We start from the raw sequence: 24472 nt of genomic DNA on the forward strand, positions 1-24472 counted from the left end.
GGGTTAGAGACATGAGCCTATTCGTCATCGCCTACTACACCCTGCTGCTCGGTGCCTCTTGCCTTGCGGCGTATTTCAACAAGCGGTCAGCCTTTCTGCTGCTCTTTTCCCTGACATTGGTGTCCTTTGTGCTGGGCATCATTGGTGGCGTGTCCGCGTTGCGGATCGTGGCCATTCTGGCCGGCCTCTTGGCGCTGTCGGCCATGGTGTCCTATGCCTTCCGCGAGTTTCTGATTGCCATCGCGTCCAGGAACCTTGCCAAGGAACTGCGCACCGCGCCGCTGACGGCCGCCTTTGGCATGTTCGTGATCTTTACCGTGGCCGTAGCGGGAATCTTTGCCCCGCTCATTGCGCCCCATGGCGAAGCAGAGGTGATCACCTCTGCCTTCGCCCCGGCGGATGCAAACATGCTGCTTGGGGCGGATCAACTGGGCCGCGATATCTTTAGCCGGTTGGTTTACGGCGCGCGAAATACAGTGGCTCTGGCCTTGGCGGGCACGGTCATGGCCTTTCTGCTGGGGGCGCTTGCCGGTCTCATGGCGGCCACTTCGGGCGGCTGGTTCGATCAGTTTCTCGCGCGGACATCGGATGTGATCATGTCGATCCCGTCGCTGATCTTTGCCCTGCTGATGCTGTCGATCTTTGGCGGCGATCTTGCGAATGATACCACCAGCTTTTGGTTGCTTTCGGCGTTTACCGGGATCACGGGCCTTTTGCTCGTCTCGGCGATTGCAGAGCGTAGCCTCATGGCTTGGGTGATCGGCCTTGCGGTCCTTGTGGGGGTTGCGGCAATGTTTGGCGGCTTTATGCTGACGATCTTCAACCCGTCCGAGATCATCCTCATTCTGGTGGTCGCGGTGATCTATAGCCCGCGTGTGTTTCGCCTGACGCGGGCCGTGGCGGGCAATGTGGTGGTGATGGATTACATCGAGGCCGCGAAACTGCGGGGCGAGCGCAAGTGGTATCTCATACGTCGTGAAATCCTGCCCAATTCCACAGCCCCTTTGATCGCCGAATTCGGTCTTGAATTCTGCTTTGTGTTCCTGCTCATCGCGGGGCTGTCGTTCCTTGGGCTTGGCATTCAGCCGCCCACCGCCGACTGGGGCTCGATGGTGCGTGAAAACGCAACGCTGATCTCATTCGGCGACATCACCCCGCTCATCCCTGCTGCGGCCATCGCGCTATTGACGGTTGCGGTCAATTTCGTGGTGGACTGGATGCTCTACCGCTCCTCCGGCCTGAAGGTGTGACCCCATGATCAAGAGCAAAGACGTACTGCTGAAAATCCGCGACCTGAAGATTCAGGGCTATTCCGATGAAACCTGGGTCGACATCATCAAGGGTGTGGACCTGACCCTGCATCGCGGCGAGGTGATGGGTCTGATCGGCGAATCCGGTGCCGGCAAATCCACCATCGGCGCGGCCTGCATGGGCTATGCGCGCGATGGCACGCGCATCTCGAATGGTTCGATCGAGTTTGACGGGATGGAACTGACCACCGCGTCGGAAAGTGAGCGGCGCATGTTGCGCGGCTCGCGGATCGCCTATGTGGCGCAATCTGCGGCGGCCTCGTTCAACCCGGCGCACAAGATCATCGACCAGCACACCGAAGCGCCCCTGCAATACCGGCTAAAAAAGCGGGTAGAGGCGCAAGAGGACGCCATGCAGCTTTACGAAAAGCTGCGCCTGCCAAATCCCACCGAAATCGGCTTTCGCTATCCGCATCAGGTGTCGGGCGGGCAGTTGCAGCGGGCGATGACCGCGATGGCCATGTCTTGCCGTCCCGATCTCATCATCTTTGACGAACCGACAACCGCGCTCGACGTGACCACGCAGATCGAGGTGCTAGCCGCGATTCGCGATATTGTGGATGAGTACAACACCGCCGCCATCTACATCACGCACGATCTGGCGGTCGTGGCGCAGATGGCCGACACGATCAAGGTGCTGCTCAAGGGGCGCGAGGTCGAAGAAGCGCCCACCAAGCAGATGCTCGACAATCCGCAAGAGGAATACACCAAATCCCTCTGGGCGGTGCGCAGCTTTCAAAGCCCGCAGCGACATCGCCCCAAGGATGGCGTGCCACTGATTTCAGTGCGCAATGTCGATGCCTCCTATACCGGCGGGGCCAAGGTGCTGGATGATGTCAGTTTCGACATTTACGAAGGCATGACCGTGGCGGTGGTGGGCGAGTCCGGCTCGGGCAAATCCACCACGGCGCGGGTGATCACAGGTCTCTTGCCGCCGTCCAAGGGTGAGGTCTTGTTCAAGGGCGAGCCCTTTCCGCCCAGCTACAAGGACCGCACCAAGGACCAGTTGCGCCAGTGCCAGATGATTTATCAGATGGCCGATACCGCGCTCAATCCCAAGGTTCGGATTTCCGAGATCATCGGGCGCCCTGCCGCCTTCTACTCAGGCCTCAAGGGTGTGGCGCTCAAGAACCGGGTGGATGAATTGCTCGACCTGATCGAGCTTGAACCCTCGCAATACTACAACCGCTATCCGCCTGAACTGTCCGGTGGCCAAAAACAGCGTATCGGCATTGCCCGCGCGCTGGCGGCGGAACCGACATTCATCGTCTGCGACGAGGTGACATCCGCGCTCGACCAGTTGGTCGCTGAAGGCATCCTGCGCCTGCTCGACCGGCTGCAAAACGAATTGGGGCTGGCCTATATGTTCATCACCCATGATCTTGCCACAGTCCGCTCCATCGCTGACGAGGTGGTCGTGATGCAGCATGGCAAGGTGGTGGAGCAGGGGCCGAAGGACGAGATGTTCACGCCGCCGCACCATCCCTATACCGACCTGCTGCTTAGCTCGGTGCCCGAGATGGACCCCAATTGGCTGACCACGCTGTTGGAAGAACGCGGGATCGACAATGTTGGCGATGCGGCCGCGGCGCGAATCGATCCGAACGATCCCAAACTTTCGGGTGCCAACGCTTGAAAATGATCATGGCGCGGAGGGGTCTCCCTCCGCGTGATCATATGCGCAGAGTCTTCGGATCGTGTGGCGTTAAAGGATCGCCATAGCGGACAGCACGAATGTGCCAATGATCGCGCCATAGACGATCATCACAGCCTGCCAAGAGGCACTATGCGCGCGCAGTTCGCGGTTCAATTCATCGCGGGTCATCGGCTTGCCTCCATTATAGCGTTGCGTCCCCGGATCGCTCTCACGATCACAGGGCGCACATAATTGATTTATGGATTTGCACAATGGGCAATCTGTCGAAAATCCATGCATTTGCAGCATGCCACCTGCCCGATTTTCACATATCAAGAGATTGCGAAGGATCAGTGCCAAAAGCGACGTTTGCAGAGGCTGCGCGCACGGTCCCGTGGTTCGCCGCGCGCTACTCTGGGAATCGCGCCTCGCATTGCTGAACCTGAATCTGCGCCTGCTTTCTCAGTTGCGGGAGCATCTTCTGGTAATCCGCCAGCTTGCGGCGTTCCTCAGAGACATCAATCGCAACCGGCGTGGTTTGGGTGCGATACTGCGTGGACGGGCACGGATAGGGCAGCACGATGTTGCGGTAGGGGTCGTTGCGATAACAGGTCGACGTGACCGTGTAGGGCACCGTTTGCGTGTGCAGCGCATAACCGCGTGCGATATTCCCTTGTGCCGTTGCAATCGCAGTTTCAACGCTGCGATAATCCTGCGTGGCCCCGGCGATACATTGCTCGCGTGGCGTTGCACAGGCAGCGAGCAAGCCGAGAGAGCCGATAATCGTCAAAGAAGCCAAGCGGATGCTCATTGCGGGATACCTTTCTGTAATCCCTGACCCTACCCACAATTCGGCCTCAAGCTCAACTGCCACTAGCGTTTGTCACCAACGCCCCGATGATCGCCTTGGCGCTCTCGGAATCCCAATGGGCATCCCCTTGCAGGCGGGCGATTTCGTGACCCTCGGGATCGAGGATCACGGTGATGGGCAGGCCAAAGACACCCATCGTGCGGGCGAGGGCGCTCTTGGGGTCGGTGTGCAGCGGCAGGTTGTCGACGCCGATCTCGTCAAAGAACTTGGCCATCGCCGTCGGTGCGTTGCGGCCTGTGGCGATGGTGACGACCTCGAATTTCTCGCTTTGCATCTCGCGTTGCAGGTTCGAGAGCGTCGGCATCTCTGCCCGGCAGGGGGCGCACCATGTCGCCCAGAAGTTCAGCAGGACATACCGCCCTTGAAAATCGGCCAGCGTGCCGGTGCTGCCATCGGCGCGGGTGTATTCGGTCAGGGGCACGGCGGCGGGCTGCGTATGGAAATTCAGTTTCTTCATGTCGCCGTCGCGCAGCGCCTCGAGCGCGGCTGTATCGGCCATGGCAGTATTTGCACCAAGGGCCACGGCCATATAAAGGACGATCTGACGAATGATTTTCATAATTCCCTCCGAAGGGCCAAAGACATGACTGACAAGACCTCGAACCAGATGTGGGGTGGCCGCTTTGCCGCCGGGCCGGATGCGATCATGGAGGCAATTAATGCCTCGATCTCATTCGACAAGCGGATGGCGGCACAGGATATCGCCGGCTCGAGGGCCCATGCCGCGATGTTGGCGGCGACAGGTATTGTCAGTGATAGTGATGCAGCGGCGATGAGGGAAGGCCTGCTCACGGTCTTGTCAGAGATCGAGGCGGGCAAGTTTCAGTTTTCGACCGCGCTTGAGGATATTCACATGAATGTTGAGGCGCGGCTCAAGGATTTGATCGGCGCACCGGCGGGGCGTCTTCATACCGGGCGTAGCCGCAATGATCAGGTGGCAACCGATTTCCGGCTCTGGGTGCGCGACCAACTGGATGCGGTCGATCAGGCGTTGCAGGCATTGATGCGCGCCCTTCTGGCGCAGGCAGAGGCGGGGGCGGATTGGGTCATGCCGGGCTTCACCCATCTGCAAACTGCGCAGCCGGTGACATGGGGGCATCACATGATGGCCTATGTCGAGATGTTTGGCCGCGACCTGAGTCGTGTGCGCGATGCGCGCGCGCGCATGAACGAATGCCCTCTTGGCGCGGCGGCGCTGGCGGGCACGTCCTTTCCGATTGACCGTGACATGACAGCCAAGGCATTGGGCTTTGACCGTCCCTGCGCCAATTCGCTCGACGCGGTCAGTGACCGGGATTTCGCGCTGGAGTTTCTGGGCGCGGCCAGCATCTGCGCGATGCATCTCAGCCGCTTTGCCGAAGAACTGGTGATCTGGTCCTCGGCGCAGTTCCGGTTCGTGGCGCTGTCGGATCGATTCTCGACCGGGTCGAGCATCATGCCGCAGAAGAAGAACCCCGATGCGGCAGAACTGATCCGCGCCAAGGTGGGGCGGATTTTCGGGGCCAATGTGGCGCTGATGATGGTCATGAAAGGCCTGCCACTGGCGTATTCCAAGGACATGCAGGAAGACAAGGAACAGGTCTTTGATGCCGCCGACAACCTGATGCTGGCCTTGGCCGCGATGGAAGGCATGGTGCGCGACATGGCGGCGCGCACGGATAATCTCGAGGCGGCGGCCGGCTCTGGCTTCTCGACGGCCACGGATTTGGCGGATTGGCTGGTGCGGGTGCTCGATATGCCTTTCCGCGAGGCGCATCATGTGACGGGCGCGCTGGTGGCCAAGGCCGAGGCCAAGGGCTGTGATCTGCCCGACCTCAGCCTGAGCGAGATGCAGGAGGTACATGGCGAAATCACCGCAGCGGTCTATGATGTTCTGGGCGTGCATAATTCGGTGGCCTCACGGGTCAGCTATGGCGGCACGGCGCCCGCGCAGGTGCGGGCGCAGGTGGCGCGCTGGAAGGAGCGGTTGGGATGATTCTACGCATGGCTTTTGCTCTTCTGAGCCTCGCGGTGCTGGCGGGCTGTGGTGTCGATGGAGAGCCGGTGCGCCCGACGGCGGGTGTGAACGTGGGCGTAGGCACACATGGCGTCAATGTCGGCGTGGGTGGCGGTGTGCGCGTGGGCGGTGTCAATGTCGGCGTCGGGGTAGGCCTGTGAGATGGGTCTTTGCCGCTCTGGCCATCTGGGGCGCCATCCACCCGATGTATTGGTTCCTGCAATGGTTCGGGCAGAATGGCTATGACCTGATGGGCATGGTCGATGCCTGGCATGCCAATGCCGCGAGTTCGGGCCTTGTATGGGATCTGACCATTGCCGCCGTGGCGCTGACGGTCTGGGTAATCGTCGAGGCGGTGCAGAACCGGCACTGGCTGGGCCTGATTGTCATTCCGGCGACCTTTTGCATCGGGGTGAGTTGCGGTTTGCCGCTCTATCTGTTCTTGCGGGCGTCGCGCGGTGATGCGCGCGGGATTTGAGTATTTTTGGAACGATGAAACGGGGCGAAACGGCGCGTGGATCATTTTCTCTATCATAACGGCGTGCTGCACGCCGAAGACGTGCCTCTCTCGGAGATCGCCGAAGCGGTCGGCACGCCCTTCTATTGCTATTCCACCGCAACGCTGACCCGGCATTTCCGCCTGTTTGACGAGGCGCTGGCGGGCATGGATCATCTGGTCTGTTACGCCATGAAAGCCGCGAGCAATCAGGCGATTCTCAAGACGCTGGCGGCTTTGGGCGCTGGCATGGATGTGGTTTCGGGCGGGGAATATGCGCGGGCCAAGGCGGCGGGCGTGCCGGGTGAGCGGATCGTGTTCTCGGGCGTGGGCAAGACGCGGGACGAGATGCGGCAGGCGCTTATCGGCGGTATCCGGCAATTCAACGTCGAGAGCGAGCCGGAAATGGTGGCGCTCAACGCCGTGGCGCTGGAATTGGGCGTTCGCGCACCAATCACCATCCGGGTCAATCCCGATGTGGATGCCAAGACCCATGCCAAGATTGCCACCGGCAAGAGTGAGAACAAATTTGGCATTCCGATCGCGCGCGCGCGCGAAGTCTATGCGCAGGCAGCCGCGCTGCCGGGGCTGGAGGTGATCGGGATTGACGTGCACATCGGCAGTCAGCTGACCGAATTGGCGCCTTTCCGCCTTGCCTATGAAAAGGTCGCGGAACTGACGCAGGTGTTGCGCGCCGATGGCCATGACATCCGCCGCCTTGATCTGGGGGGCGGTCTGGGCATTCCCTACACCCGCTCGAACGAGGCGCCGCCTTTGCCCACGGAATACGGCGCGCTGATCCGCGAGGTGCTGGGGCATCTGGGCTGTGAGATCGAGATCGAGCCGGGGCGATTGATTGCTGGCAATGCCGGGATTTTGGTTGCCCGTGTGATCTATGTGAAATCCGGCGAGGGGCGGGATTTCCTGATCCTCGATGCCGCGATGAATGACCTCATCCGCCCGGCAATGTATGACGCGCATCACGACATCGTGCCGCTGGTCGAGGCAGCGCCCGGTGTCGAGCAACAGCCCTATGATGTGGTGGGGCCGGTTTGCGAATCGGGCGATACCTTTGCCAAGGGGCGGATGCTGCCGCCGCTGGCCGAGGGCGATCTGGTGGCGTTTCGCAGTGCCGGCGCTTATGGCGCGGTGATGTCGAGCGAGTATAACACGCGGCCTCTGGTGCCCGAAGTTCTGGTGCATGGGCGTGACTTTGCCGTGATCCGGAGCAGACCGACCTTTGACGAAATGATAAATCGCGATACCATCCCCGAATGGCTCTGACGCGATGGGCGCGCGGGGCCGGGATGAGGTGCCGCGCATGGCTGCGAGCGAAAACCCCCTGAAGATGCTGAGCGCGCGCTTGCGGCGTCCGCTCCTGCTGACATGGGCGGGGTTGATTGCCGAACGTCTGGTGCGCGCGTTCTGGCCGGTCTGGAGTGTGATTGCGGCGGGCGCGGCGGCGCTCATGCTGGGGCTTCACGATATGGCCGCGGTCGAGGTGGTGTGGGGCGCAGGCATGCTGGGCGTGCTCGCGGTCCTTGTCTTTGGCGTGTTGGGCTTGGCCCGGTTCCGTTTTCCACGTCGGGCCGAGGCACTGGCGCGGCTCGACGATGCCATGCCGGGCAGGCCGCTGGCAGCACTTGGCGATGTGCAGGCGATTGGCGCAGGCGATGCCGGGTCGGCGGCGCTCTGGCGGGCGCATCAGGCGCGGATGGCGGCACGGGCGGCGCAGGCGCGCGCGGTCGAGCCGGATTTGCGACTGTCGCGGCAGGATCCTTTCGGGTTGCGCTATATTGCACTTCTCGCGCTCATCGTGGCGCTCCTCTTCGGCTCGGTCTGGCGTGCGGGATCGGTGGCGCAAATGGTGCCGGGCGGCGGTGCGGCGGCGCTGGCCTCTGGTCCGACATGGGAAGGCTGGATAGAGCCGCCCGCCTACACAGGCCTCCCGAGCCTATATCTGGCCGATCAAGATACAGTGATTGAGGTGCCGGAAAGAAGCAGGATCACTCTGCGGTTCTACGGCGAAGTGGGCGCCCTCAGCCTCACAGAAACCCTATCGGCTGAGGGTTCAGAGACCCCAAGCACCGATCCCGAGCAGCAATTCGAGGTCGCGCGAACCGGTGAGATGCGGATTGAAGGGCCCGGTGGCCGTGCATGGACGGTTCAGGCCCTCGCTGATAAGGCACCGGCGGTCGAGGTGGTGGAGCGCGAGGCGCGCACCGCCTTTGATGGGCAGATGAGCCAACCCTTTGCAGCGCGCGATGATTACGGCGTGGTGAGCGGTGGGGCCGTCTTTGAGCTTGATCTTGCGCGGGTGGATCGGCGGCACGGTCTGGCCATCGAGCCAGAGCCGCGTACGGCGATCCGTCTTGATCTGCCGATGCCCTTGGCCGGGGATCGGACCGAGTTCACCGAAACGCTGGTCGAAAACCTCTCGGAGCATCCTTGGGCACATTTGCCCGTCACGCTGCGGTTGCAGGTTGAGGATGCGGCGGGGCAACAGGGACAGTCCGAGCCGTTCGAGATGGCCCTGCCCGCGCGGCGGTTCTTTGACCCGATGGCGGCGGCGGTGATAGAGCAGCGGCGCGATCTCTTGTGGTCGCGGCAGAACGCGCCGCGCGTCGCTCAGGTGTTGCGGGCTGTGTCCTACAGGCCCGAAGATCGGCTATTCCGCTCTGAGAAGGCCTATTTGCGGCTGCGGGTCATCATCCGGCAGCTCGAGGCGATGACGCAGAGCGACGGGTTGGACGAGGCCGAGCGTGACGAGATTGCGCAGGCTCTCTGGGATCTGGGTGTCTTGCTTGAGGATGGCGATCTGGGCGATGCGCTAGAGCGGATGCGCGCCGCGCAAGAGCGGCTGAGCGAGGCGATGAAGAATGGCGCCAGCGAGGAAGAAATCGCGCGGTTGATGCAGAATTTGCGCGACGCCACGCAGGATTATCTGCGCCAGAAAATGCAACAAGCCGAGCGTGAGAATCCCGAAGGAAGCGACCAGCGCAGCGCTGAAAACATGATGCAGATGAACCAACAGGATCTGCAGGACATGATGGACCGCATTCAGAAACTGATGGAACAGGGCCGCTATGCCGAGGCGCAGCAGGCGCTCGAAGAGTTTCAGCAGATGATGGAGAACATGCAGGTCACCCAAGGGCAGGGCCAGCAGGGGCAATCGCCCGGTGAACAGGCGATGGAAGGGTTGGCCGAGACGCTGCGCGAACAGCAGGGCCTTTCGGATCAGGCATTCCGCGATTTGCAGGAACAGTTCAATCCCGGCGCGCAATCGGGCCAGTCGCAGAACAACGAAGGCCGCAGCGGCGGCGAGGGGCGCGGCGAGAGCCATGACGGTCAACAAGGTCAGGGTGGCCAGGGCGGCGAGCAGCAGGGCCAGGGCGGCGAAGGTCAGCAACAGGCCGAGGACGGTCAAGGTGCCGAAGGGTCATTGGCCGAGCGGCAAGAGGCGCTGCGTCGCGAACTGGAGCGGCAGAGACAGGGTTTGCCGCAACTCGGCGGAGAGGCCGGAGAGGCTGCGCGAGATGCCTTGGAGCGTGCGGGCCGTGCCATGGAAGGGGCCGAAGAGGCGCTGCGCAACGATGATCTGGCCGGGGCCATCGACAATCAGGCCGAGGCGATGGAGGCTCTACGCGAAGGGATGCGTAATATGGGCGAGGCGATGGCCGAGCAACAAAATCCCGGTGGGCAGGGCGATGCCGAAGGTCAGCCAGGGCAGGCACAAGCCGATCCTTTGGGACGCGAAGCGGGCCAGGGCAGACAGGTGGGCACACAAGACAATCTCCTGCAGGGCGAGGACGTCTATCGCCGCGCACGCGAGTTGCTGGATGAAATCCGCAAGCGCTCGGGGGAAGGAGAGCGCCCGGATGTCGAACTCGACTATCTCAAGCGTTTGCTCGAGCGGTTCTGAGGCATGGCCTGAGCGCTCGGCGGTCCAGGCGCGCGGGGAGAGGCCCGAGGTATTTCCCCACGCCGCGCAATGGAATTTTCGCAAACATTTTCGGGAATATGCTAAATCCCTGCTCGGGTGCGCGAAAAGGGCCCTGTGTGACAGTTATGAAAAGGGACGGAAATGATTCAGGAATTCAAGGACTTCATCGCTAAAGGCAATGTCATGGACATGGCCGTCGGTATCATAATCGGGGCGGCTTTCACGGCGATTGTTGGCTCACTCGTTGCCGATCTCATCAACCCCATCATCAGCCTGTTCTTGGGCGGTATTGATTTCTCTGGGCTTTATATTGTGCTGGGCTCGGGCGAGTATGCCTCGATCGCCGCCGCAGAAGAGGCGGGCGCTGCGGTGTTCGCCTATGGGCGGTTCATCATGGCTGTGATCAACTTTCTCATCATCGCCTGGGTGGTGTTCATTCTGGTCAAGTTGGTCAATCGCGCCAAGGCTGCCACAGCCAAGCCCAAGGTAGAGGCCCCCGCCGCTGATCCCGGCCCGTCGGAGCTGGATATCCTGATGGAAATCCGTGACGCGCTAAAAAAATAAACCGAAGAGGGCGAGGGCCCAACGCGCCTCTCGCCCTGTCACACCCGGTGATAAGGGCTGCCCGCAAGGATCGAGGCGGCACGATAGAGTTGTTCGGCAACCATCACCCGGACGAGCATATGCGGCCAGACCATCCGGCCAAAGGACAGCGCAAAATCGGCGCGCGCGCGCAAATCCGGCGCTATGCCATCGGCGCCACCGATCACCAAAGCGAGATCACCGCGTCCGGAATCCCGCCATCCGGCCAAAGTCTCGGCAAATTCAGGAGATGTGATCTGTTTGCCGCGTTCATCGAGCACGGCGAGCAGCGCGCCTTGGGGAATCACACGGTCTAGCAACGCGGCCTCGGCTGTCATCCCGCCGCCCTTCTTATCCTCGACCTCGTGCAGGGTCGCAGGTCCGAGACCATGCGCGCGCCCCGTTCGGTCGAACCGGGTGAGATAATCGTCGAACAGCGCACGTTCCGGGCCGGTCCGTAACCGGCCCACCGCGCAGATGTGAACCCGCATTCAGACCTGAGACGCTGCCGCCTGCCCGGAAGGCAGCCACATCTTCTCAAGCTGATAGAACTCGCGCACCTCGGGACGGAACACATGGACGACCACATCGCCCGTGTCGATCAGCACCCAGTCCCCGGTTTCCTTGCCCTCGGTGCGGGCCACAATCCCCATATCCTGCTTGAGCCGATCCATCAGCTTCTCTGCAATGGCAGAAACCTGCCGCGAAGACCGTCCCGAGCAGATCACCATATAGTCGCACATCGCCGTTTTGCCGCGCAGGTCGATCTGCACGACGTCTTCGGCCTTGTCATCGTCAAGAGAGGTCAGGATCGCCGCAAGCTGCGTTTCGCTCGTTGCGGTCATGGTGGGCATCATCGCGATGGCCCCCTGGTCAGCGGCACTGGCCGCATATGTCGTAAAAGACAGGACATCGTCCTCCTTTGCTGCGCACCGCAGGCCCCGGTGCTAGGAATGATATCAAAGTAGCAAGAGATGCATGACTTTTCAATAAACCGCCGCATCGTATTGCACCAAGACGCGGAAATGTGCTGCAAATTTACCCGATCTTTGGTTCGCTACCGGGCTCGTCCCCCAGCATTCTCACCTCGCGTTGCGGGAAGGGGATTGAAATGCCATGCTCTTGAAACGCATCCCAGAGCGCCAGATAGACATTGCCGCGAATGTTGGTCAGGCCTTGAGTGGGGTCTCTGATCCAGAATCTCAGGATATAATCCACGCTGCTGTCACCAAAGCCAACGATGTGACAAACCGGGGGTCTCTCGTTCAGGACGCGGCCAACGCTCATGGCGGCTTCGACTGCGATCTTGCGCACTTTATGGGGATCATCGCCATAGGCTGTGCCAAAGTAGATGTCGAGGCGCACAAAATCGTTGGAATGGGACCAGTTGACCACTTGTCCAGTGATCAGATCCTCGTTCGGGATGAGGTATTCGCGCCCATCTCGCGTTGTGATCGAGACATAACGGGCACCCAAGCTGTTGATCCAGCCGAAGGTTTCGCCCAGGCTGATGACGTCGCCGGGTTTGATCGACTTATCGAGGAGGATAATGATCCCAGAGACCAGATTCGAAACCACCTTTTGCAGACCAAAGCCGAGGCCCACGCCAATCGCGCCTGACAGCACGGCAAGCCCTGTGAGGTCCACCCCGACGGTGCGTAAGCCAATGAAGAATGCGGCACCATAGAGCAGCACCTGCATGAATTTAACCACCAGCACTTGCATCGAGGGGGAGAGATCTTCGTTGCTGCGGACCCGTGCGCTTGTCACCCTTGCGGTAAAGCGTGCCACAACGATGAGCGCGCCGATCACGATCACCGCCTGCACAACCAGCCAGAGTGAGAATCGTGTTTCGCCCACGTCTATTGCGGCGCTGTCCAACAGCGCTTGTGCCTCATGGGTGAGATTGAGAATGCTGAGCGTGACCCAAGTCCAGCCTGCGTAGCGCACAAGGCTGCGCAGCAGGCTATTGCCAATCAACCGCGTGACAATGGCGATCACCAGCCACGCAAGTGCCAATTCTCCTGCGATCGCCAGCAGATAAGAGCGGCTAGGCCATGTCACTTCACGCATGATCCAGCACACCGGCCAGATCAGCATCACGAAAAAGATAAGACGCAAGCGCCGGTGCAGCATGACAAGCAGCCGCATGCGCCATTTCGGCCAGCCTTCGCGCTGCCGCATCCATTCGCGGCACGCCGGTCCCAAGAGGCGTTCGAGCAGAAATGCCGCGAAGAGTAGGGCAAGCAGGATGCCCAGCTGATAGGCATTCCAAGGTCGCAGCATGCTCCACAGGAACAATTCGGCCTGCCCCCAAACGGCAAGCACGATATCCTGAGTCACTGAGACTGCATCTCCTTCCATGTCTGCCAGACTGGCACGCGGTCAAGCCGCCCACAAGGCTGCACTGGACAAGTCCTGCAATTCAGGCTCTTTTCATCTTAATGACGGAGGAGCGCCATGACCACAGCCCTGATCACCCACCCCGACTGCTTGGGCCATGAAACACCCGAAGGTCATCCCGAACAGGTGGCGCGTCTGGAACGTATTCTGGAGGCGTTGGAGGGCAAGGATGTGATCCTCGTCAAGGCACCGCTGGTGGCCGAGGACGACCTTTTGCGGGTGCATCCCAAGAGCCATGTCGAGGCGATCCGGGCCGCCTCGCCCGCCTCGGGGGCGGGTGCAGCTCGATGCCGATACCTGGATGTCGCCTGGCACGCTGGCGGCGGCGCATCGCGCGGCGGGCGGCGCTGTGCGCGCCGTTGATCTGGTGCTCTCGGGTGAGGCCAGCAATGCCTTTGTCGCGACCCGTCCACCCGGGCATCATGCCGAGCGCGAGACGACGATGGGGTTTTGCCTCTTTGGCAATGTGGCGGTCGCAGCCAAGTATGCGCTGGATCACCACGGGTTGAAACGTGTGGCGGTTGTGGATTTCGACGTGCATCACGGCAATGGCACGCAGGATCTGCTAGAGGACGAGCCGCGCGCGTTTTTTGCCTCTTCGCATCAATATCCGCTATGGCCCGGTACCGGGGCGGCCCATGAAACCGGGCCGCATGACACGATCCTGAATGTGCCTTTGCCACCGCGCTCGGGCGGGACGGTGTTTCGTCGGGAATATGAGGACAAGGTGTTTCCGCGCGTGCGGGCGTTCAAGCCGGATTTGATCCTGGTGTCTGCCGGATTCGATGCGCATCGCGATGATCCTCTGGCCGATCTGATGCTGGAGACCGATGATTTCGCTTGGGTGACAGAGCGGCTCTGTGATCTGGCGGATGAGCTTTGCGGCGGGAAATTGGTCAGTTGTCTAGAGGGCGGCTATAATCTCTATGCGCTGGCCGAGAGTGTGGCGGCGCATGTCGATGTGTTGATCGCACGCGGCGCGGCCTAAGCCCTGATCAATCCTGAACCCTGATCGACAAGGACATCCCATGCGCGCCGGCCTGATCCTGCTGTGCCTTGCCTATGTGCTCAGCCAGTTTTTTCGCGCCTTCCTGGCGGTTCTGAGCGGTCCCTTGGCGCTGGATGTAGGGGCCACGCCGGATGATCTGGCGACCGCCTCGGGTCTGATGTTCGCGACATTCGCGTTGATGCAATTGCCGGTGGGTTGGGCGCTCGACCGGGTGGGGCCACGGCGCACGGCGGCGGTTTTGCTGCTGTTGGGCGGCGGCGGTGGCGCGGCGCTCTTTGCTCTGGCGAGCAGCCCGTTGCATATCAATCTGGCAATGGCGTTGATCGGGGCGGGGTGTTCGCCGGTCTTGATGGCCTCTTATTACATTTTCGCGCGGCAATTCTCGGCAGCACGATTTGCCACGCTGGCGGCGCTCATGCTTGGGGTCGGGTCATTCGGCAATCTGGTGGCGTCCTATCCGATGGCTTGGGCTGCGGAGACAATCGGCTGGCGCGCGGCCCTCTGGGGCTTGGCGGCGGTGTCGGTTGCGGCAGCGCTGGGTATTCTGGTGCTGGTGCGCGACCCCGCGGCGGTCGGAGGGGATACGCGCGGCTCACTCCTGGATTTGCTCAAAATGCCCGCGATCTGGGCCATCCTGCCGTTGATGTTCGTAGCCTATGCGCCTGCGGCGGCGTTGCGGGGTCTCTGGGCCGGGCCCTACCTGCGCGATGTCTTTGGTCTTGATACCGGTCAGGTTGGACAGGCGACACTGGTGATGGGGGTGGCGATGATCGCGGGCACCTTTGCCTATGGTCCGCTTGATCGGCTGTTCAATTCGCGTAAATGGGTGATCTTCACCGGCAATGTGATCTGTATGGCGGCCATCTTTGCGCTGATGCTCTGGCCGGATCGTAGTCTCGGGCTGTCGATTGCACTTTTGGCGGTGATTGGGCTTGCCGGGTCCACATTCCCGGTGCTGATCGCGCATGGGCGTGCGTTCTTTCCGGCCCACTTGGCGGGGCGGGGCGTGACGCTGCTCAATCTGTTTGGCATTGGCGGGGTGGGAGTGGCGCAGTTTGCCTCTGGGCCATTGCACGCAGCGGCACCGAGCGCATTGGCAGGTTACACTGCGATTTTCGCCCTGTTTGGCTTTGCGCTTTTGGCTGGTCTTGTGACCTATCTGTGGAGTCGTGACAGTATGGCTTGAGCGCGGCCCCTTTCACATTGGCCGCAATCCCTGTATGACCCGGACCGCAACCCCCCGCTATGGAGGCAGACACACATGGGTTACAAGATTGTCGTCGCAGGTGCCACGGGCAACGTGGGCCGCGAAATGCTGAACATCCTCGCAGAGCGCGAGTTTCCGGTGGATGAGATCGCCGCGCTTGCGTCGCGCCGTTCTCTGGGCACCGAAGTCAGCTTTGGCGACCGAACTCTCAAGACCCAAGATCTGGACACGTTCGATTTCACCGGTTGGGATATGGCGCTGTTTGCGATCGGCTCAGACGCGACCAAGGTCTATGCCCCCAAGGCGGCCAAGGCGGGCTGTGTCGTCATCGACAACTCGTCGCTCTACCGCTATGACCCCGATGTGCCGCTGATCGTGCCCGAGGTGAATGCCGATGCGGTCATGGGTTATTCCAAGAAGAACATCATCGCCAACCCCAACTGCTCCACCGCGCAGATGGTTGTCGCGCTCAAGCCGCTGCATGATCGCGCGCGCATCAAGCGCGTCGTTGTCTCGACCTATCAATCGGTGTCGGGTGCCGGCAAAGAGGGCATGGACGAGCTCTGGGATCAGACCAAGGCGGTCTATAACCCGACCGATGACAAACCAGCCAAGAAGTTCACCAAGCAGATCGCGTTCAACGTGATCCCGCATATCGACGTGTTCCTTGAGGATGGTCAGACCAAGGAAGAGTGGAAGATGGTCGCCGAGACCAAGAAGATCCTTGATCCCAAGATCAAGGTCACGGCCACCTGTGTGCGCGTGCCGGTCTTTGTCGGCCATTCCGAGGCGCTGAACATCGAGTTCGAGGATCACCTGGACGAGGCCGAAGCCCGCGACATCCTGCGCGAATCCCCCGGCATCATGGTGATCGACAAGCGCGAGAACGGCGGCTACGTGACGCCGATAGAATGCGTGGGCGATTACGCCACCTTCATAAGCCGCATTCGGCAGGACCCGACGATTGATAATGGCATCAACCTGTGGTGCGTGTCGGACAACCTCCGCAAAGGTGCCGCGCTCAACGCGGTGCAGATTGCCGAAGTGCTGGGGCAGCGGGTGCTGAAAAAGGGCTGAGCGCCTCTGCACGGAAAGCGAACGGGCGTGCCATCAGGCGCGCCCGTTTGCATGTGTCCGGATTTCAGGGCGTGTCGCGCCCGATCTAAACGTCACACGTCCCGGGCGTGACCCGGGACCTCGCCAGGGCGGGGTAGAGGCCCCGGCACGGGGGCCGGGGCGATTGGAACCCGATCAGTCGCAATGCGCGTTATTTGACCGGTTCGACCTTGAACTGGACAGAGGAATACCATTCCGCCACCGCGCGGATGTCGTCATTCGACATCTCGGCGGCGATGCCGCTCATGATGTCGTGCTGGCGCTTGCCAGTGCGGAATGCCTTGAGCTGCGTGTCGATATACATCACCGTCTCGCCCGCCAGATTGGGGGCATCCTCGATCAACGCGATCCCATCGGCACCGTGACAGGCTGTGCAGGCCTCTGGCGCGTTCTCGGCGGTCTGGCTTGGGGCAAGGGACGCCACCGGCGTTTGGCTGCTATACCACATCGCCAGATCGGCAATCGCCTGATCCGAGAGGTTGGCCGCGACCACGCTCATCATTTCATGCACCCGCCGCCCCTCGCGAAAGGCGGTCAGTTGATGCTCGATATAGGCCGGATTTTCGCCGCCGATATGCGGAACGATGGGCATTTTCGCCATGCCTTCGATGCCGTGACAGGTGCGGCACTGGCTGGCCAGTTTGCGCCCCGCCTCTGGATCGCCGGTCACGCCCTCGGCCATAGCAATCTGGGCGAGGAAAACCCCGCCCAGACCCAGAATAAACGCCTTGAGCATCAATTGCCCTCGTACCAGATGCGATAGATCGCCCCGGCGAGATCGTCCGACACGAGGATCGAACCATCGCGCAATTGCGCCACGTCGACGGGACGACCCAGATATTCGCCGTTCTCGTCAATCCAGCCTTCTGCAAAGGGCTCCATCGTGGCGTTTCCTTCATCGTCGATGAAGGTGACCATCACGCGGGCGCCCACCGGTTCCGTCCGGTTCCACGATCCGTGCTGAGCCGAGAAGATAGCATTCTTGTACTTCGCAGGGAACATCTCGCCGGTGTAGAAGGTCATGCCAAGATCAGCGGCATGCGCCACGGTTTCAACCGCAGGCATCACAACTTCGACCGGCACCTCTTCGCCCTTGTACTCATTGGTGCGGACCGATCCGCCACCATACCACGGATGGCCAAAATGCTGGCCTGCCTCGGTCTGACGGTTCAACTCACCCGGTGGGATGTCATCGCCCATGCCGTCGACCTGATTGTCGGTCCACCACAGCTCGCCAGTTTCGGGGTGGAAATCCTGACCCACCGAATTGCGCACGCCGTAGGTATAGACCTCGCGGCCGGTGCCATCGGTGTTCATGCGGATGATGCCGCCGATGCCCCATTTGGTATTGATCTCAAGGTTCTCTTTCGGGGCGACGTTGAAGGGTTGTCCGAGCGAGATATAGATCTTGCCATCCGGGCCAATGTCGCAAACCCGCGCCGTGTGGTTAAAGCTCTCCTGCTCTTCGGGGATCAGATCCCCCTTGGCGACAAGGTTGAAGGCCGCCACATCGGGGCTTTCGTAAAAAAACTCGGCGGCGGGAAAGAGAAGGACGCGGTTTTGCTCAGCGATATAGAGAAACCCGTCCTTGGAAAAGCAGGGGCCATTCGGGATCGAGAATTTCAGCGAGGGCGCAAAATCCTTGACCTCATCCGCCACACGATCCTTGTTGCGATCGGTCACGGACCAGACCTTGTCCTTGCGCGTGCCCACAAAGGTCACAATGCCCTGTGGGCCGACGGCCATATGCCGTGCATCGGGTACGACGGCATAGAGGCCGATCTTGAACCCGTCGGGCAGGCTGATCCCCTCGAGCGTTTTCTTGATCCCTTCGGCATAGTCGCCGCCCTGTTCGATAAAGGTGAAGTCAGTCACGCCGGTCGACTGGAAGTTCGACAGTTTTTCCAGATTGTCCGGCACATTGGCGGCCTGCGCATGGGCAAGCCCGGCGCTGAGCGCCAGAGTGGCGATGGATGACAGCAGATGTTTCATTTGGTTCCTCCCGTTTCAAAATCCGTTTGGCCTGTCCGATGCATGAGGCCCGGACAGGGCCATGATCCTAGACTTCGTCAAGCTGACCCAACGCGCTCTCCCCTTCGCGCGGCTCATGCGAACTATCGTTTACGTTGCATTCGCACGTCTTGACCCTATCGCAGTTTCCGGGCGGGACAAGGGTTTGCTGTCGCTATTCCCTACGACCAAAGTCGGAGGTCTCACACCAATGTCATCGAGACGCCGCCAAGGCCCGCGATGTCACCCTGCGCCACGATGGGCGCTTGCACCCATGGCAACCCGTTGAGCGATCCGGTGATCACCACCTGGCCTGAGTGCAAGCCGCCGCAATGGTCCCCAAGGGCCCGCGCGAGCGCGCAGAGCGTGGCAAAGGCATCGCCGCCGGGCACCGCAGCGTCGCCGTCAAGCAGGGTATCGACCCCAAGGGTCAGATGCGCCTCGGCGCGGGTGACGTCGAGGACGTGCCAGTCGGCGCAAGGCGCGCCCAGAACCACAGCACCGTTGAGTTGATTGTCCAGCATCTTGAGCGCGGCATTAGCGCCCTTGGGATCGGCAAGCCGGCTCTGGACCAGTTCAAAGACGGGCAAGAGCTCGACAGCGTTGCGCAACTGGGCCTCAAAATCGGGGGCGTCCGGATCGGGCAGGGGCGCGATCAGACGAAACGCGTATTCGAGTTCGACGCCCGCCTCCTCGCCTGCTGCCAGTTGGATCGTGGCCGGGCTTTGGTAAATGTCGCGGGCCATGATCGGGGCAATGATGATCGGTGCGCCGGAGGGGCACGCGACCTTGAAGCCGCCCACGGGGCCAAGCTCTGCTGCCACCTCTTCTTGCACCGCAAACACGCGGTCCCGCGTCAACCCTTCGCCTGCGGACGCCGGGAGTTTGGGATCACCGTTTCGCGCCAGAAGCAGCGCCGTCGTCAAGGGGTCGCTCATGCCGCGATCACCGCACCAGAGGCAATCATTGCCTCGATTTGTCCACTGTCATACCCGACCTCGCGCAGCACCTCGCGGCTGTGCTGGCCGAGCAGCGGCGCGGCGCTGCGGATATTGGCGGGGGTCTCGCTGAACTTGACCGGATGGCCAAGGGTCTTGACCATGCCTGCCACAGGATGATCCACCTCGACGATCATCTCGCGCGCATGTGCCTGTGGGTCGGCCTGCATTTGCAGAATGTCGAGCACCGGGCCAGCGGGCAGGCCCGCACGTTCCATCCGCGCCAACCACACCTCAGAGGTTTGGTGGCGCAGGTGATCGTTCAGGATCTCTTCGAGATCCTTGAGGTGCTGCATCCGGTCATGGTTCGAGGCAAAGCGCGGATCATCGTTGAGCTCAGGCGCACCAATCACATCGAGAAACCGCAACCAATTGCGCTGATTGGCGGCCCCCACATTGATCCAGCCATCGGCGGTCTGGAACGCCTGATAGGGGCCATTGAGGGGATGCGCCGATCCCATCGGGCCAGGGGCCACGCCAGTGGCAAAGGCGATCGCGGATTGCCAATAGGTCTGGGTGATGGCCGCCTCGAATAGCGATGTATCCACCTTCTGCCCCTGCCCGGTTTGCAACATGCGCGCATAGGCGGCCGAAACGCCCATCGCCGCGACGATCCCTGCCGTGATGTCCGACACCGGCGCGCCTGTCTTGACGGGCGGGCGCCCCGGCCCCTCGCCGGTGATCGACATGAGGCCAGACATGCCTTGCGCAATCAGGTCAAAGCCGCCGCGCTCTGCATACGGACCCGTACGGCCAAAGCCTGAAATCTCGCAGTAGATCAGGCGCGGGTTGATCGCGCGCAGGTCGTCATAGCCAAGGCCCAACCGCTCCATCGTGCCCATGCGGTAATTCTCGATCACCACGTCGGCCTCTTCCAACAGGCGATGCAGCACGTGCACCGCCTCCGGGTCCTTGAGGTTGAGAGCAAGCCCCCTCTTGTTGCGGTTCATCATCATATAGGCGGCGGATTCACCCTCGATCGCGGGCGGCACAAAACGGCGGCTGTCGTCGCCATCGGGCTTTTCCACCTTGATCACATCCGCGCCCATATCGGCCAGCATGAGGCCACAGACAGGCCCGGCCATGATATGCGCAAGCTCGATCACCTTCATTCCGGCGAGGGGACCAGTCGCGCTCATGTGCCGCTCCATTCCGGTTTTTGCTTGGCGAGAAAGGATTCCATCCCATGACGGAAATCACGGCTCATGTAACACATCTCGATCAGGTCGGCGTCCTCGACCCGCGTGGCCGCGCTGACGCGGCGCATTGCCTCTTTGGTGGCACGCAGGGTCAGTGGGGCCATCTGTGCCAGCGTGTCAGCCAGCGCCCCGGCGCGTGCCATCAGCGCGTCTTCATCCTCCAGAACCTCCGTGACGAGGCCGCAGCCCTGCGCCTCCTCCGCGCCGATTAGGCGGGCGGTAAAGATCATCTCGCGCACCCGCCCCGCCCCCATCAGGGACGACAGCCGCGCCAGATTGGCAGCGGCCAGACAGTTGCCAAGCGTGCGGGCAATGGGAAAGCCGAACTTGAGATTGGCGGAGGCGATGCGGATATCACACACCCCGGCAATCGCCGCACCCCCCCCGGTGCACGCCCCGTTGATCGCGGCGACGGTGGGCAATGGGCACCGCTCGACCGCCTCCAGCACACGCTCGATCCGCGCCTCGTAATCCAGCGCATCCTGAGCTTTGTCAAAGGCGCGGAACTGCGTCATGTCGGTGCCCGCCGCGAACGCCTTGCCCCCCGCGCCATGGATCACCACGGCGCGGATACTACCGTCGGTCGGCACTTCGCGGCAGAGGGTTGCCAGGCCTTCATACATTTGAAACGTCAGCGCGTTGCGCGCCTCGGGGCGGTTGAAGGTGATCCAGAGCGTATGGCCCCGGACCTCTGACAGGATCTCGGTCATCTGCACCCCCTTAGCGGTAGAAATATTCGACAAGGAAAAGTGGCACCGAGGGCACATAGGTGCACAGCATCAGTACCGCCAAAAGAACCATGATGAACCAGATATTGACCTTGGACACCTCCCAGATATTCGCCCGCGCCACCGCGCAGGCGGTGATCAACACCGAGGCTACGGGCGGTGTCTGTTGTCCGATGGCAAGGTTCAGGGTGACCACGAGGCCGAAATGCACGGGATCAATACCCGCCGCCGTGATCAGCGGCATCACGATGGGAATCACGAGGATGATCGCGGCGGCAGAGTGCAGGAAGAAACCGATCACAAGGAAGAATACATTGAGAATGAGCAGGATCATCCACTGCTGATCGGTGATGTTGAGAATGCCCTGTGCCAGATGCTGCGGGATCTGCGCACGGGTCAGGAACCCGCCCATCAGCACCGAAGCCGCCACCAGCAGCATGACGACAGCGGTTTGCATCCCCCCGTCCAGCATGGCGCGGCGCAGATGTTTGATATCAATCTGACGATACCACGCCGACACGATGATCGCCGCGATCACGGCAAGACCGGCCGCTTCGGTCGCGGTGACATAGCCGCCAAAGATACCGCCCAGAATGATGATCGGCAAAAGGAACGCAGGCAGAGCGTCAACGAACGTCTCGCGCAGGCGCGGGATGTTGAACGCCTCTTCGGTCGGCAGATTGTAACGGCGGGCAAAGACATAGGCCACGAACATAAGGCCCGCGGCGCCCAAGAGGCCCGGCACCACGCCCGCGACAAAGAGTTGCTCGACCGAGGTATTGGACGAGGCCGCATAGAGGATCATCGGGATCGACGGCGGGATGATGATCGCAAGCGACGCCGAGGACGAGGTGACTGCGGCCGAGAGTTCCTTGGAATAGCCGCGCTTTTTCATCTGCGGAATGAGGATCGATCCCATGGCCGCCACATCCGCCACGGCAGACCCCGAGATTTCGGCAAAGAAGAGCGACACGCCGATATTGACCATGGCCAGACCGCCGCGCACGAAGCCGATGATGGCGGTGACAAAGTTGATCAGCCGGTCGGTGATCCCGCCCGCGTTCATGATGGCCCCCGCCAACACGAACATCGGAATTGCGATGAGCGAGAATTTTGTGGACCCGCTATACATATCAAGGGCGATGGTCACTAGGCTGCTTGGCCCTTCAGTCACCAGAAGACCGAGCACTCCGGCAAGTGCAAGCCCGATGGCAATGGGCACGTTGATGCAGATCATCGCCACGAGGGCCGCGAAAATACCCAGCATCAGCATCACACGCGCTCCTTGTTCTTGGCGAGTTCGGTTTCGACTTCTTCTTCGATCTCGGCATGTTCGAGAGAGATTCCGCGCGACGTCTGAACCCAGTAATTCGGCAGGCTGAGCAATTGGCAGACGATAAAGAGAATGGCCCCGATGGGGATCACCGATTGTGTCAGTTGCACCGGCACCCATGTGAGCGAGGTGAGCGTATCTCCCTCGAGGACCTCGAGCACCTGAAATCCGGCGCGCGCCATCAGCACGAAAAAGAGCAGAACCAGCGCCTCGCCCACCAGAACCGCGAGCATCCGGAACCGGCCAGGAATGGCCAGCAGAACCGAGTCAAATCCGATATGCCGCCGATGCAGCGCCGCAAGCGCGGAGCCGTAATACGTGATCCACGCGAGCATGATCGCGGCCACCTCGTCATACCACGAAAAGCTCTGGCCCATGAGCCGGGCAATAACGGCAACGATCACGACGATTGTGAGACCGACCATCAAAAGAACAGTGATCCATTCAAGCAGGCGGCTTGCGATCCGGTTGGTTTGGGTGAGGAGAGAGGTCATATGCGCAGCGTTCCGGTGCAAGAGAGGGACCGGCATGGTCGTGCCGGATTAGATCCGCGAAATCCTGTCAGGCTAGGTTGTGACGGCCCCTGTCAGGGACCGTCACGGGGATCGGATCAGCTTGCGTTGCCAAGCGCGAGGACAGAGTCGATCAGCTCTTGCCCGCCCTCGACCTGATCGGCGAACGCGTCGTAAACCGGCTTGGAGGCAGCGATGAACGCCTCCTTGTCTGCCTCGTTGACCTCGACCCCGGCGGCCTTGATCACGTCAAGCAACTCGCCTTCCATCTTGATGGCGGTCTCGTAGGTAAAGGTCTGCGTGTCGGCGGCGCACTCGGACAGAACGGCGCGCACATCTTCGGGCTGCCCGTCATAGCCTTTCTTCGAGGAAAGAATATACGCAGGCGTATAGACATGGCCGGTAATCGAGAGATACTTTTGCACCTCCTGGAACTTGGCCGTCGCGATCTGGGTATAGGGGTTTTCCTGCCCGTCCATCACGCCGGTCTGCAACGCGGTGAACACGTCGGAAAAGGCCATCGGCGTCGGGTTGGCGCCATATTGCTGGAACATCTTCACGCGCCATTCCCCGTTGGGTGTGCGCAGCTTGATGCCCTTGAGATCCTCGGGCACGTTGATTGGACGGATGTTGTTGGTGATGTGGCGAAACCCGTTCTCGGCCAGCCCAACGATATGATAGCCGTTGTTGTTGGCGGCGGTCTGGAACGTGTCCATCATCGCGCCCTGAACGCGGCGCATGTGGTCGCGATCCTTAATGATATAGGGCATCTCAAAAATGCCAAAGAGACCATCGACCGAAGACATCACCGACGAGGGCAGCGCAAAGTCGACCTGCCCCAGCTTGAGCTTTTGCAGCAGTTCCTTGTCATTGCCCAGTTGCGACGAGCCAAAGGTCTGAACCTCGGCCTTGCCACCGGATTTCTCACCCACGCAGGCGGCGAAGTGGTTGGCGGTCGCCTCGAAAAGGGACCCCGGTTCGCCCACATGGCCAAAGCGCATGGTAACGTCTGCCGCAATTGCCGGCACCGCCACAAAGGACGCCACCACGGATGCGAGTATTGCTTTTTTCATTGTCTTCCTCCCTTGGTTTTCATGTGTGCGCGGTTTCAGCCGCGCCTCGG

Annotated in this window: 23 protein-coding genes and 1 pseudogene; 11 read left to right on the forward strand and 13 right to left on the reverse strand. The window is 61.3% G+C overall.

Features of this window, described 5'->3' with window-relative positions; all coding sequences use genetic code 11:
* Positions 1-11: 11 nt before the first annotated feature.
* The gene (locus ROSMUC_RS19270) at positions 12-1250 is read left to right on the forward strand and encodes an ABC transporter permease (protein WP_037276390.1); all 1239 of its coding nucleotides are present in this window, start codon (positions 12-14) and stop codon (positions 1248-1250) included.
* Positions 1251-1254: 4 nt separating this feature from the next.
* Positions 1255-2946 carry an ABC transporter ATP-binding protein gene (locus ROSMUC_RS19275; RefSeq protein WP_037276391.1) on the forward strand — a complete coding sequence of 564 codons (1692 nt, stop codon included), beginning with the start codon at positions 1255-1257 and terminating at the stop codon, positions 2944-2946.
* Between the two features lie 409 nt (positions 2947-3355).
* Here the strand turns inward: ROSMUC_RS19275 and ROSMUC_RS19280 are convergent, their stop codons facing one another.
* Both ROSMUC_RS19280 and ROSMUC_RS19285 read right to left on the reverse strand, forming a co-directional pair.
* Entirely contained in the window at positions 3356-3757 is a 402-nt protein-coding gene (locus ROSMUC_RS19280) for a hypothetical protein (RefSeq protein WP_037276396.1), read from the reverse strand.
* A gap of 52 nt (positions 3758-3809) precedes the next feature.
* Entirely contained in the window at positions 3810-4376 is a 567-nt protein-coding gene (locus ROSMUC_RS19285; protein ID WP_037276398.1) for a TlpA disulfide reductase family protein, read from the reverse strand.
* Between the two features lie 24 nt (positions 4377-4400).
* Between ROSMUC_RS19285 and argH the strand changes: the two genes are divergently transcribed.
* From argH to mscL, 6 genes are all read left to right on the forward strand, one after another.
* Positions 4401-5792, forward strand: a complete 1392-nt coding sequence (gene argH, locus ROSMUC_RS19290) for an argininosuccinate lyase (protein WP_037276401.1) — start codon at positions 4401-4403, stop codon at positions 5790-5792.
* Positions 5789-5974 (forward strand): hypothetical protein, encoded by a 186-nt coding sequence (locus ROSMUC_RS21145; RefSeq protein ID WP_037276403.1) that lies wholly within the window; start codon positions 5789-5791, stop codon positions 5972-5974. The genes argH and ROSMUC_RS21145 overlap by 4 nt, the downstream gene beginning before the upstream one ends.
* Entirely contained in the window at positions 5971-6291 is a 321-nt protein-coding gene (locus tag ROSMUC_RS19300; RefSeq protein WP_037276405.1) for a DUF2834 domain-containing protein, read from the forward strand. The genes ROSMUC_RS21145 and ROSMUC_RS19300 overlap by 4 nt, the downstream gene beginning before the upstream one ends.
* A gap of 36 nt (positions 6292-6327) precedes the next feature.
* Positions 6328-7593: a diaminopimelate decarboxylase gene (lysA, locus tag ROSMUC_RS19305; RefSeq protein ID WP_037276408.1), complete on the forward strand. Its 1266-nt coding sequence runs from the start codon at positions 6328-6330 to the stop codon at positions 7591-7593.
* Between the two features lie 37 nt (positions 7594-7630).
* Positions 7631-10231: a TIGR02302 family protein gene (locus ROSMUC_RS19310; RefSeq protein WP_037276876.1), complete on the forward strand. Its 2601-nt coding sequence runs from the start codon at positions 7631-7633 to the stop codon at positions 10229-10231.
* A 162-nt stretch (positions 10232-10393) separates the two neighbouring features.
* Positions 10394-10816, forward strand: coding sequence for a large conductance mechanosensitive channel protein MscL (gene mscL, locus ROSMUC_RS19315; protein ID WP_037276410.1), 423 nt, complete (start codon positions 10394-10396; stop codon positions 10814-10816).
* Positions 10817-10854: 38 nt separating this feature from the next.
* On the opposite strand, the gene rlmH is transcribed toward mscL, so the two are convergent.
* The 3 genes from rlmH to ROSMUC_RS19330 form a co-directional block, all read right to left on the reverse strand.
* The gene (gene rlmH / locus ROSMUC_RS19320) at positions 10855-11325 is read right to left on the reverse strand and encodes a 23S rRNA (pseudouridine(1915)-N(3))-methyltransferase RlmH (RefSeq protein WP_037276411.1); all 471 of its coding nucleotides are present in this window, start codon (positions 11323-11325) and stop codon (positions 10855-10857) included.
* Positions 11326-11691: a ribosome silencing factor gene (gene rsfS / locus ROSMUC_RS19325; RefSeq protein WP_037276412.1), complete on the reverse strand. Its 366-nt coding sequence runs from the start codon at positions 11689-11691 to the stop codon at positions 11326-11328.
* A 181-nt stretch (positions 11692-11872) separates the two neighbouring features.
* Positions 11873-13198 (reverse strand): mechanosensitive ion channel family protein, encoded by a 1326-nt coding sequence (locus ROSMUC_RS19330; protein WP_037276414.1) that lies wholly within the window; start codon positions 13196-13198, stop codon positions 11873-11875.
* 96 nt (positions 13199-13294) lie between these two features.
* Here ROSMUC_RS19330 and ROSMUC_RS19335 point away from each other — a divergent pair.
* From ROSMUC_RS19335 to ROSMUC_RS19345, 3 genes and pseudogenes are all read left to right on the forward strand, one after another.
* Positions 13295-14225: pseudogene (locus ROSMUC_RS19335) on the forward strand (histone deacetylase family protein).
* Between the two features lie 40 nt (positions 14226-14265).
* Positions 14266-15432: an MFS transporter gene (locus ROSMUC_RS19340; RefSeq protein ID WP_037276416.1), complete on the forward strand. Its 1167-nt coding sequence runs from the start codon at positions 14266-14268 to the stop codon at positions 15430-15432.
* Positions 15433-15507: 75 nt separating this feature from the next.
* Positions 15508-16530, forward strand: a complete 1023-nt coding sequence (locus ROSMUC_RS19345; RefSeq protein WP_037276417.1) for an aspartate-semialdehyde dehydrogenase — start codon at positions 15508-15510, stop codon at positions 16528-16530.
* 190 nt (positions 16531-16720) lie between these two features.
* On the opposite strand, the gene ROSMUC_RS19350 is transcribed toward ROSMUC_RS19345, so the two are convergent.
* From ROSMUC_RS19350 to ROSMUC_RS19385, 8 genes are all read right to left on the reverse strand, one after another.
* A complete protein-coding gene (locus tag ROSMUC_RS19350; protein ID WP_037276419.1) occupies positions 16721-17305 on the reverse strand; it encodes a c-type cytochrome in 585 nt (194 codons plus the stop codon).
* Complete coding sequence (locus tag ROSMUC_RS19355) at positions 17305-18561, reverse strand: PQQ-dependent sugar dehydrogenase (protein ID WP_037276422.1); 1257 nt, start codon at positions 18559-18561, stop codon at positions 17305-17307. Before ROSMUC_RS19355 ends, ROSMUC_RS19350 begins: the two co-directional genes overlap by 1 nt.
* Before the next feature lie 221 nt (positions 18562-18782).
* Positions 18783-19517: a 2-keto-4-pentenoate hydratase gene (locus tag ROSMUC_RS19360; protein WP_037276423.1), complete on the reverse strand. Its 735-nt coding sequence runs from the start codon at positions 19515-19517 to the stop codon at positions 18783-18785.
* Positions 19514-20716, reverse strand: a complete 1203-nt coding sequence (locus tag ROSMUC_RS19365) for a CaiB/BaiF CoA transferase family protein (protein ID WP_170062595.1) — start codon at positions 20714-20716, stop codon at positions 19514-19516. The genes ROSMUC_RS19360 and ROSMUC_RS19365 overlap by 4 nt, the downstream gene beginning before the upstream one ends.
* Positions 20713-21486: an enoyl-CoA hydratase/isomerase family protein gene (locus tag ROSMUC_RS19370; protein ID WP_052115455.1), complete on the reverse strand. Its 774-nt coding sequence runs from the start codon at positions 21484-21486 to the stop codon at positions 20713-20715. The genes ROSMUC_RS19365 and ROSMUC_RS19370 overlap by 4 nt, the downstream gene beginning before the upstream one ends.
* Before the next feature lie 10 nt (positions 21487-21496).
* Positions 21497-22777, reverse strand: coding sequence for a TRAP transporter large permease (locus ROSMUC_RS19375; protein WP_037276427.1), 1281 nt, complete (start codon positions 22775-22777; stop codon positions 21497-21499).
* Complete coding sequence (locus tag ROSMUC_RS19380; RefSeq protein ID WP_245875245.1) at positions 22777-23367, reverse strand: TRAP transporter small permease; 591 nt, start codon at positions 23365-23367, stop codon at positions 22777-22779. Before ROSMUC_RS19380 ends, ROSMUC_RS19375 begins: the two co-directional genes overlap by 1 nt.
* 80 nt (positions 23368-23447) lie before the next feature.
* Positions 23448-24422, reverse strand: a complete 975-nt coding sequence (locus ROSMUC_RS19385) for a TRAP transporter substrate-binding protein (RefSeq protein WP_037276431.1) — start codon at positions 24420-24422, stop codon at positions 23448-23450.
* Between the last annotated feature and the right edge of the window lie 50 nt (positions 24423-24472).

The sequence above is a fragment of the Roseovarius mucosus DSM 17069 genome, from assembly GCF_000768555.3.
In the GTDB taxonomy this organism is placed as follows: Bacteria; Pseudomonadota; Alphaproteobacteria; order Rhodobacterales; family Rhodobacteraceae; genus Roseovarius; species Roseovarius mucosus.

Excerpts from the sequence above, each read along its gene's own strand:
- ROSMUC_RS19270 (WP_037276390.1), top strand. The coding sequence starts at position 12 with ATGAGCCTATTCGTCATCGCCTACTACACCCTGCTGCTCGGTGCCTCT.
- ROSMUC_RS19275 (WP_037276391.1), top strand. The coding sequence starts at position 1,255 with ATGATCAAGAGCAAAGACGTACTGCTGAAAATCCGCGACCTGAAGATT.
- ROSMUC_RS19280 (WP_037276396.1), bottom strand. The coding sequence starts at position 3,757 with ATGAGCATCCGCTTGGCTTCTTTGACGATTATCGGCTCTCTCGGCTTG.
- ROSMUC_RS19285 (WP_037276398.1), bottom strand. The coding sequence starts at position 4,376 with ATGAAAATCATTCGTCAGATCGTCCTTTATATGGCCGTGGCCCTTGGT.
- argH (WP_037276401.1), top strand. The coding sequence starts at position 4,401 with ATGACTGACAAGACCTCGAACCAGATGTGGGGTGGCCGCTTTGCCGCC.
- ROSMUC_RS21145 (WP_037276403.1), top strand. The coding sequence starts at position 5,789 with ATGATTCTACGCATGGCTTTTGCTCTTCTGAGCCTCGCGGTGCTGGCG.
- ROSMUC_RS19310 (WP_037276876.1), top strand. The coding sequence starts at position 7,631 with ATGGCTGCGAGCGAAAACCCCCTGAAGATGCTGAGCGCGCGCTTGCGG.
- mscL (WP_037276410.1), top strand. The coding sequence starts at position 10,394 with ATGATTCAGGAATTCAAGGACTTCATCGCTAAAGGCAATGTCATGGAC.
- rlmH (WP_037276411.1), bottom strand. The coding sequence starts at position 11,325 with ATGCGGGTTCACATCTGCGCGGTGGGCCGGTTACGGACCGGCCCGGAA.
- rsfS (WP_037276412.1), bottom strand. The coding sequence starts at position 11,691 with ATGATGCCCACCATGACCGCAACGAGCGAAACGCAGCTTGCGGCGATC.
- ROSMUC_RS19330 (WP_037276414.1), bottom strand. The coding sequence starts at position 13,198 with ATGGAAGGAGATGCAGTCTCAGTGACTCAGGATATCGTGCTTGCCGTT.
- ROSMUC_RS19340 (WP_037276416.1), top strand. The coding sequence starts at position 14,266 with ATGCGCGCCGGCCTGATCCTGCTGTGCCTTGCCTATGTGCTCAGCCAG.
- ROSMUC_RS19345 (WP_037276417.1), top strand. The coding sequence starts at position 15,508 with ATGGGTTACAAGATTGTCGTCGCAGGTGCCACGGGCAACGTGGGCCGC.
- ROSMUC_RS19350 (WP_037276419.1), bottom strand. The coding sequence starts at position 17,305 with ATGCTCAAGGCGTTTATTCTGGGTCTGGGCGGGGTTTTCCTCGCCCAG.
- ROSMUC_RS19355 (WP_037276422.1), bottom strand. The coding sequence starts at position 18,561 with ATGAAACATCTGCTGTCATCCATCGCCACTCTGGCGCTCAGCGCCGGG.
- ROSMUC_RS19360 (WP_037276423.1), bottom strand. The coding sequence starts at position 19,517 with ATGAGCGACCCCTTGACGACGGCGCTGCTTCTGGCGCGAAACGGTGAT.
- ROSMUC_RS19365 (WP_170062595.1), bottom strand. The coding sequence starts at position 20,716 with ATGAGCGCGACTGGTCCCCTCGCCGGAATGAAGGTGATCGAGCTTGCG.
- ROSMUC_RS19370 (WP_052115455.1), bottom strand. The coding sequence starts at position 21,486 with ATGACCGAGATCCTGTCAGAGGTCCGGGGCCATACGCTCTGGATCACC.
- ROSMUC_RS19375 (WP_037276427.1), bottom strand. The coding sequence starts at position 22,777 with ATGCTGATGCTGGGTATTTTCGCGGCCCTCGTGGCGATGATCTGCATC.
- ROSMUC_RS19380 (WP_245875245.1), bottom strand. The coding sequence starts at position 23,367 with ATGCCGGTCCCTCTCTTGCACCGGAACGCTGCGCATATGACCTCTCTC.
- ROSMUC_RS19385 (WP_037276431.1), bottom strand. The coding sequence starts at position 24,422 with ATGAAAAAAGCAATACTCGCATCCGTGGTGGCGTCCTTTGTGGCGGTG.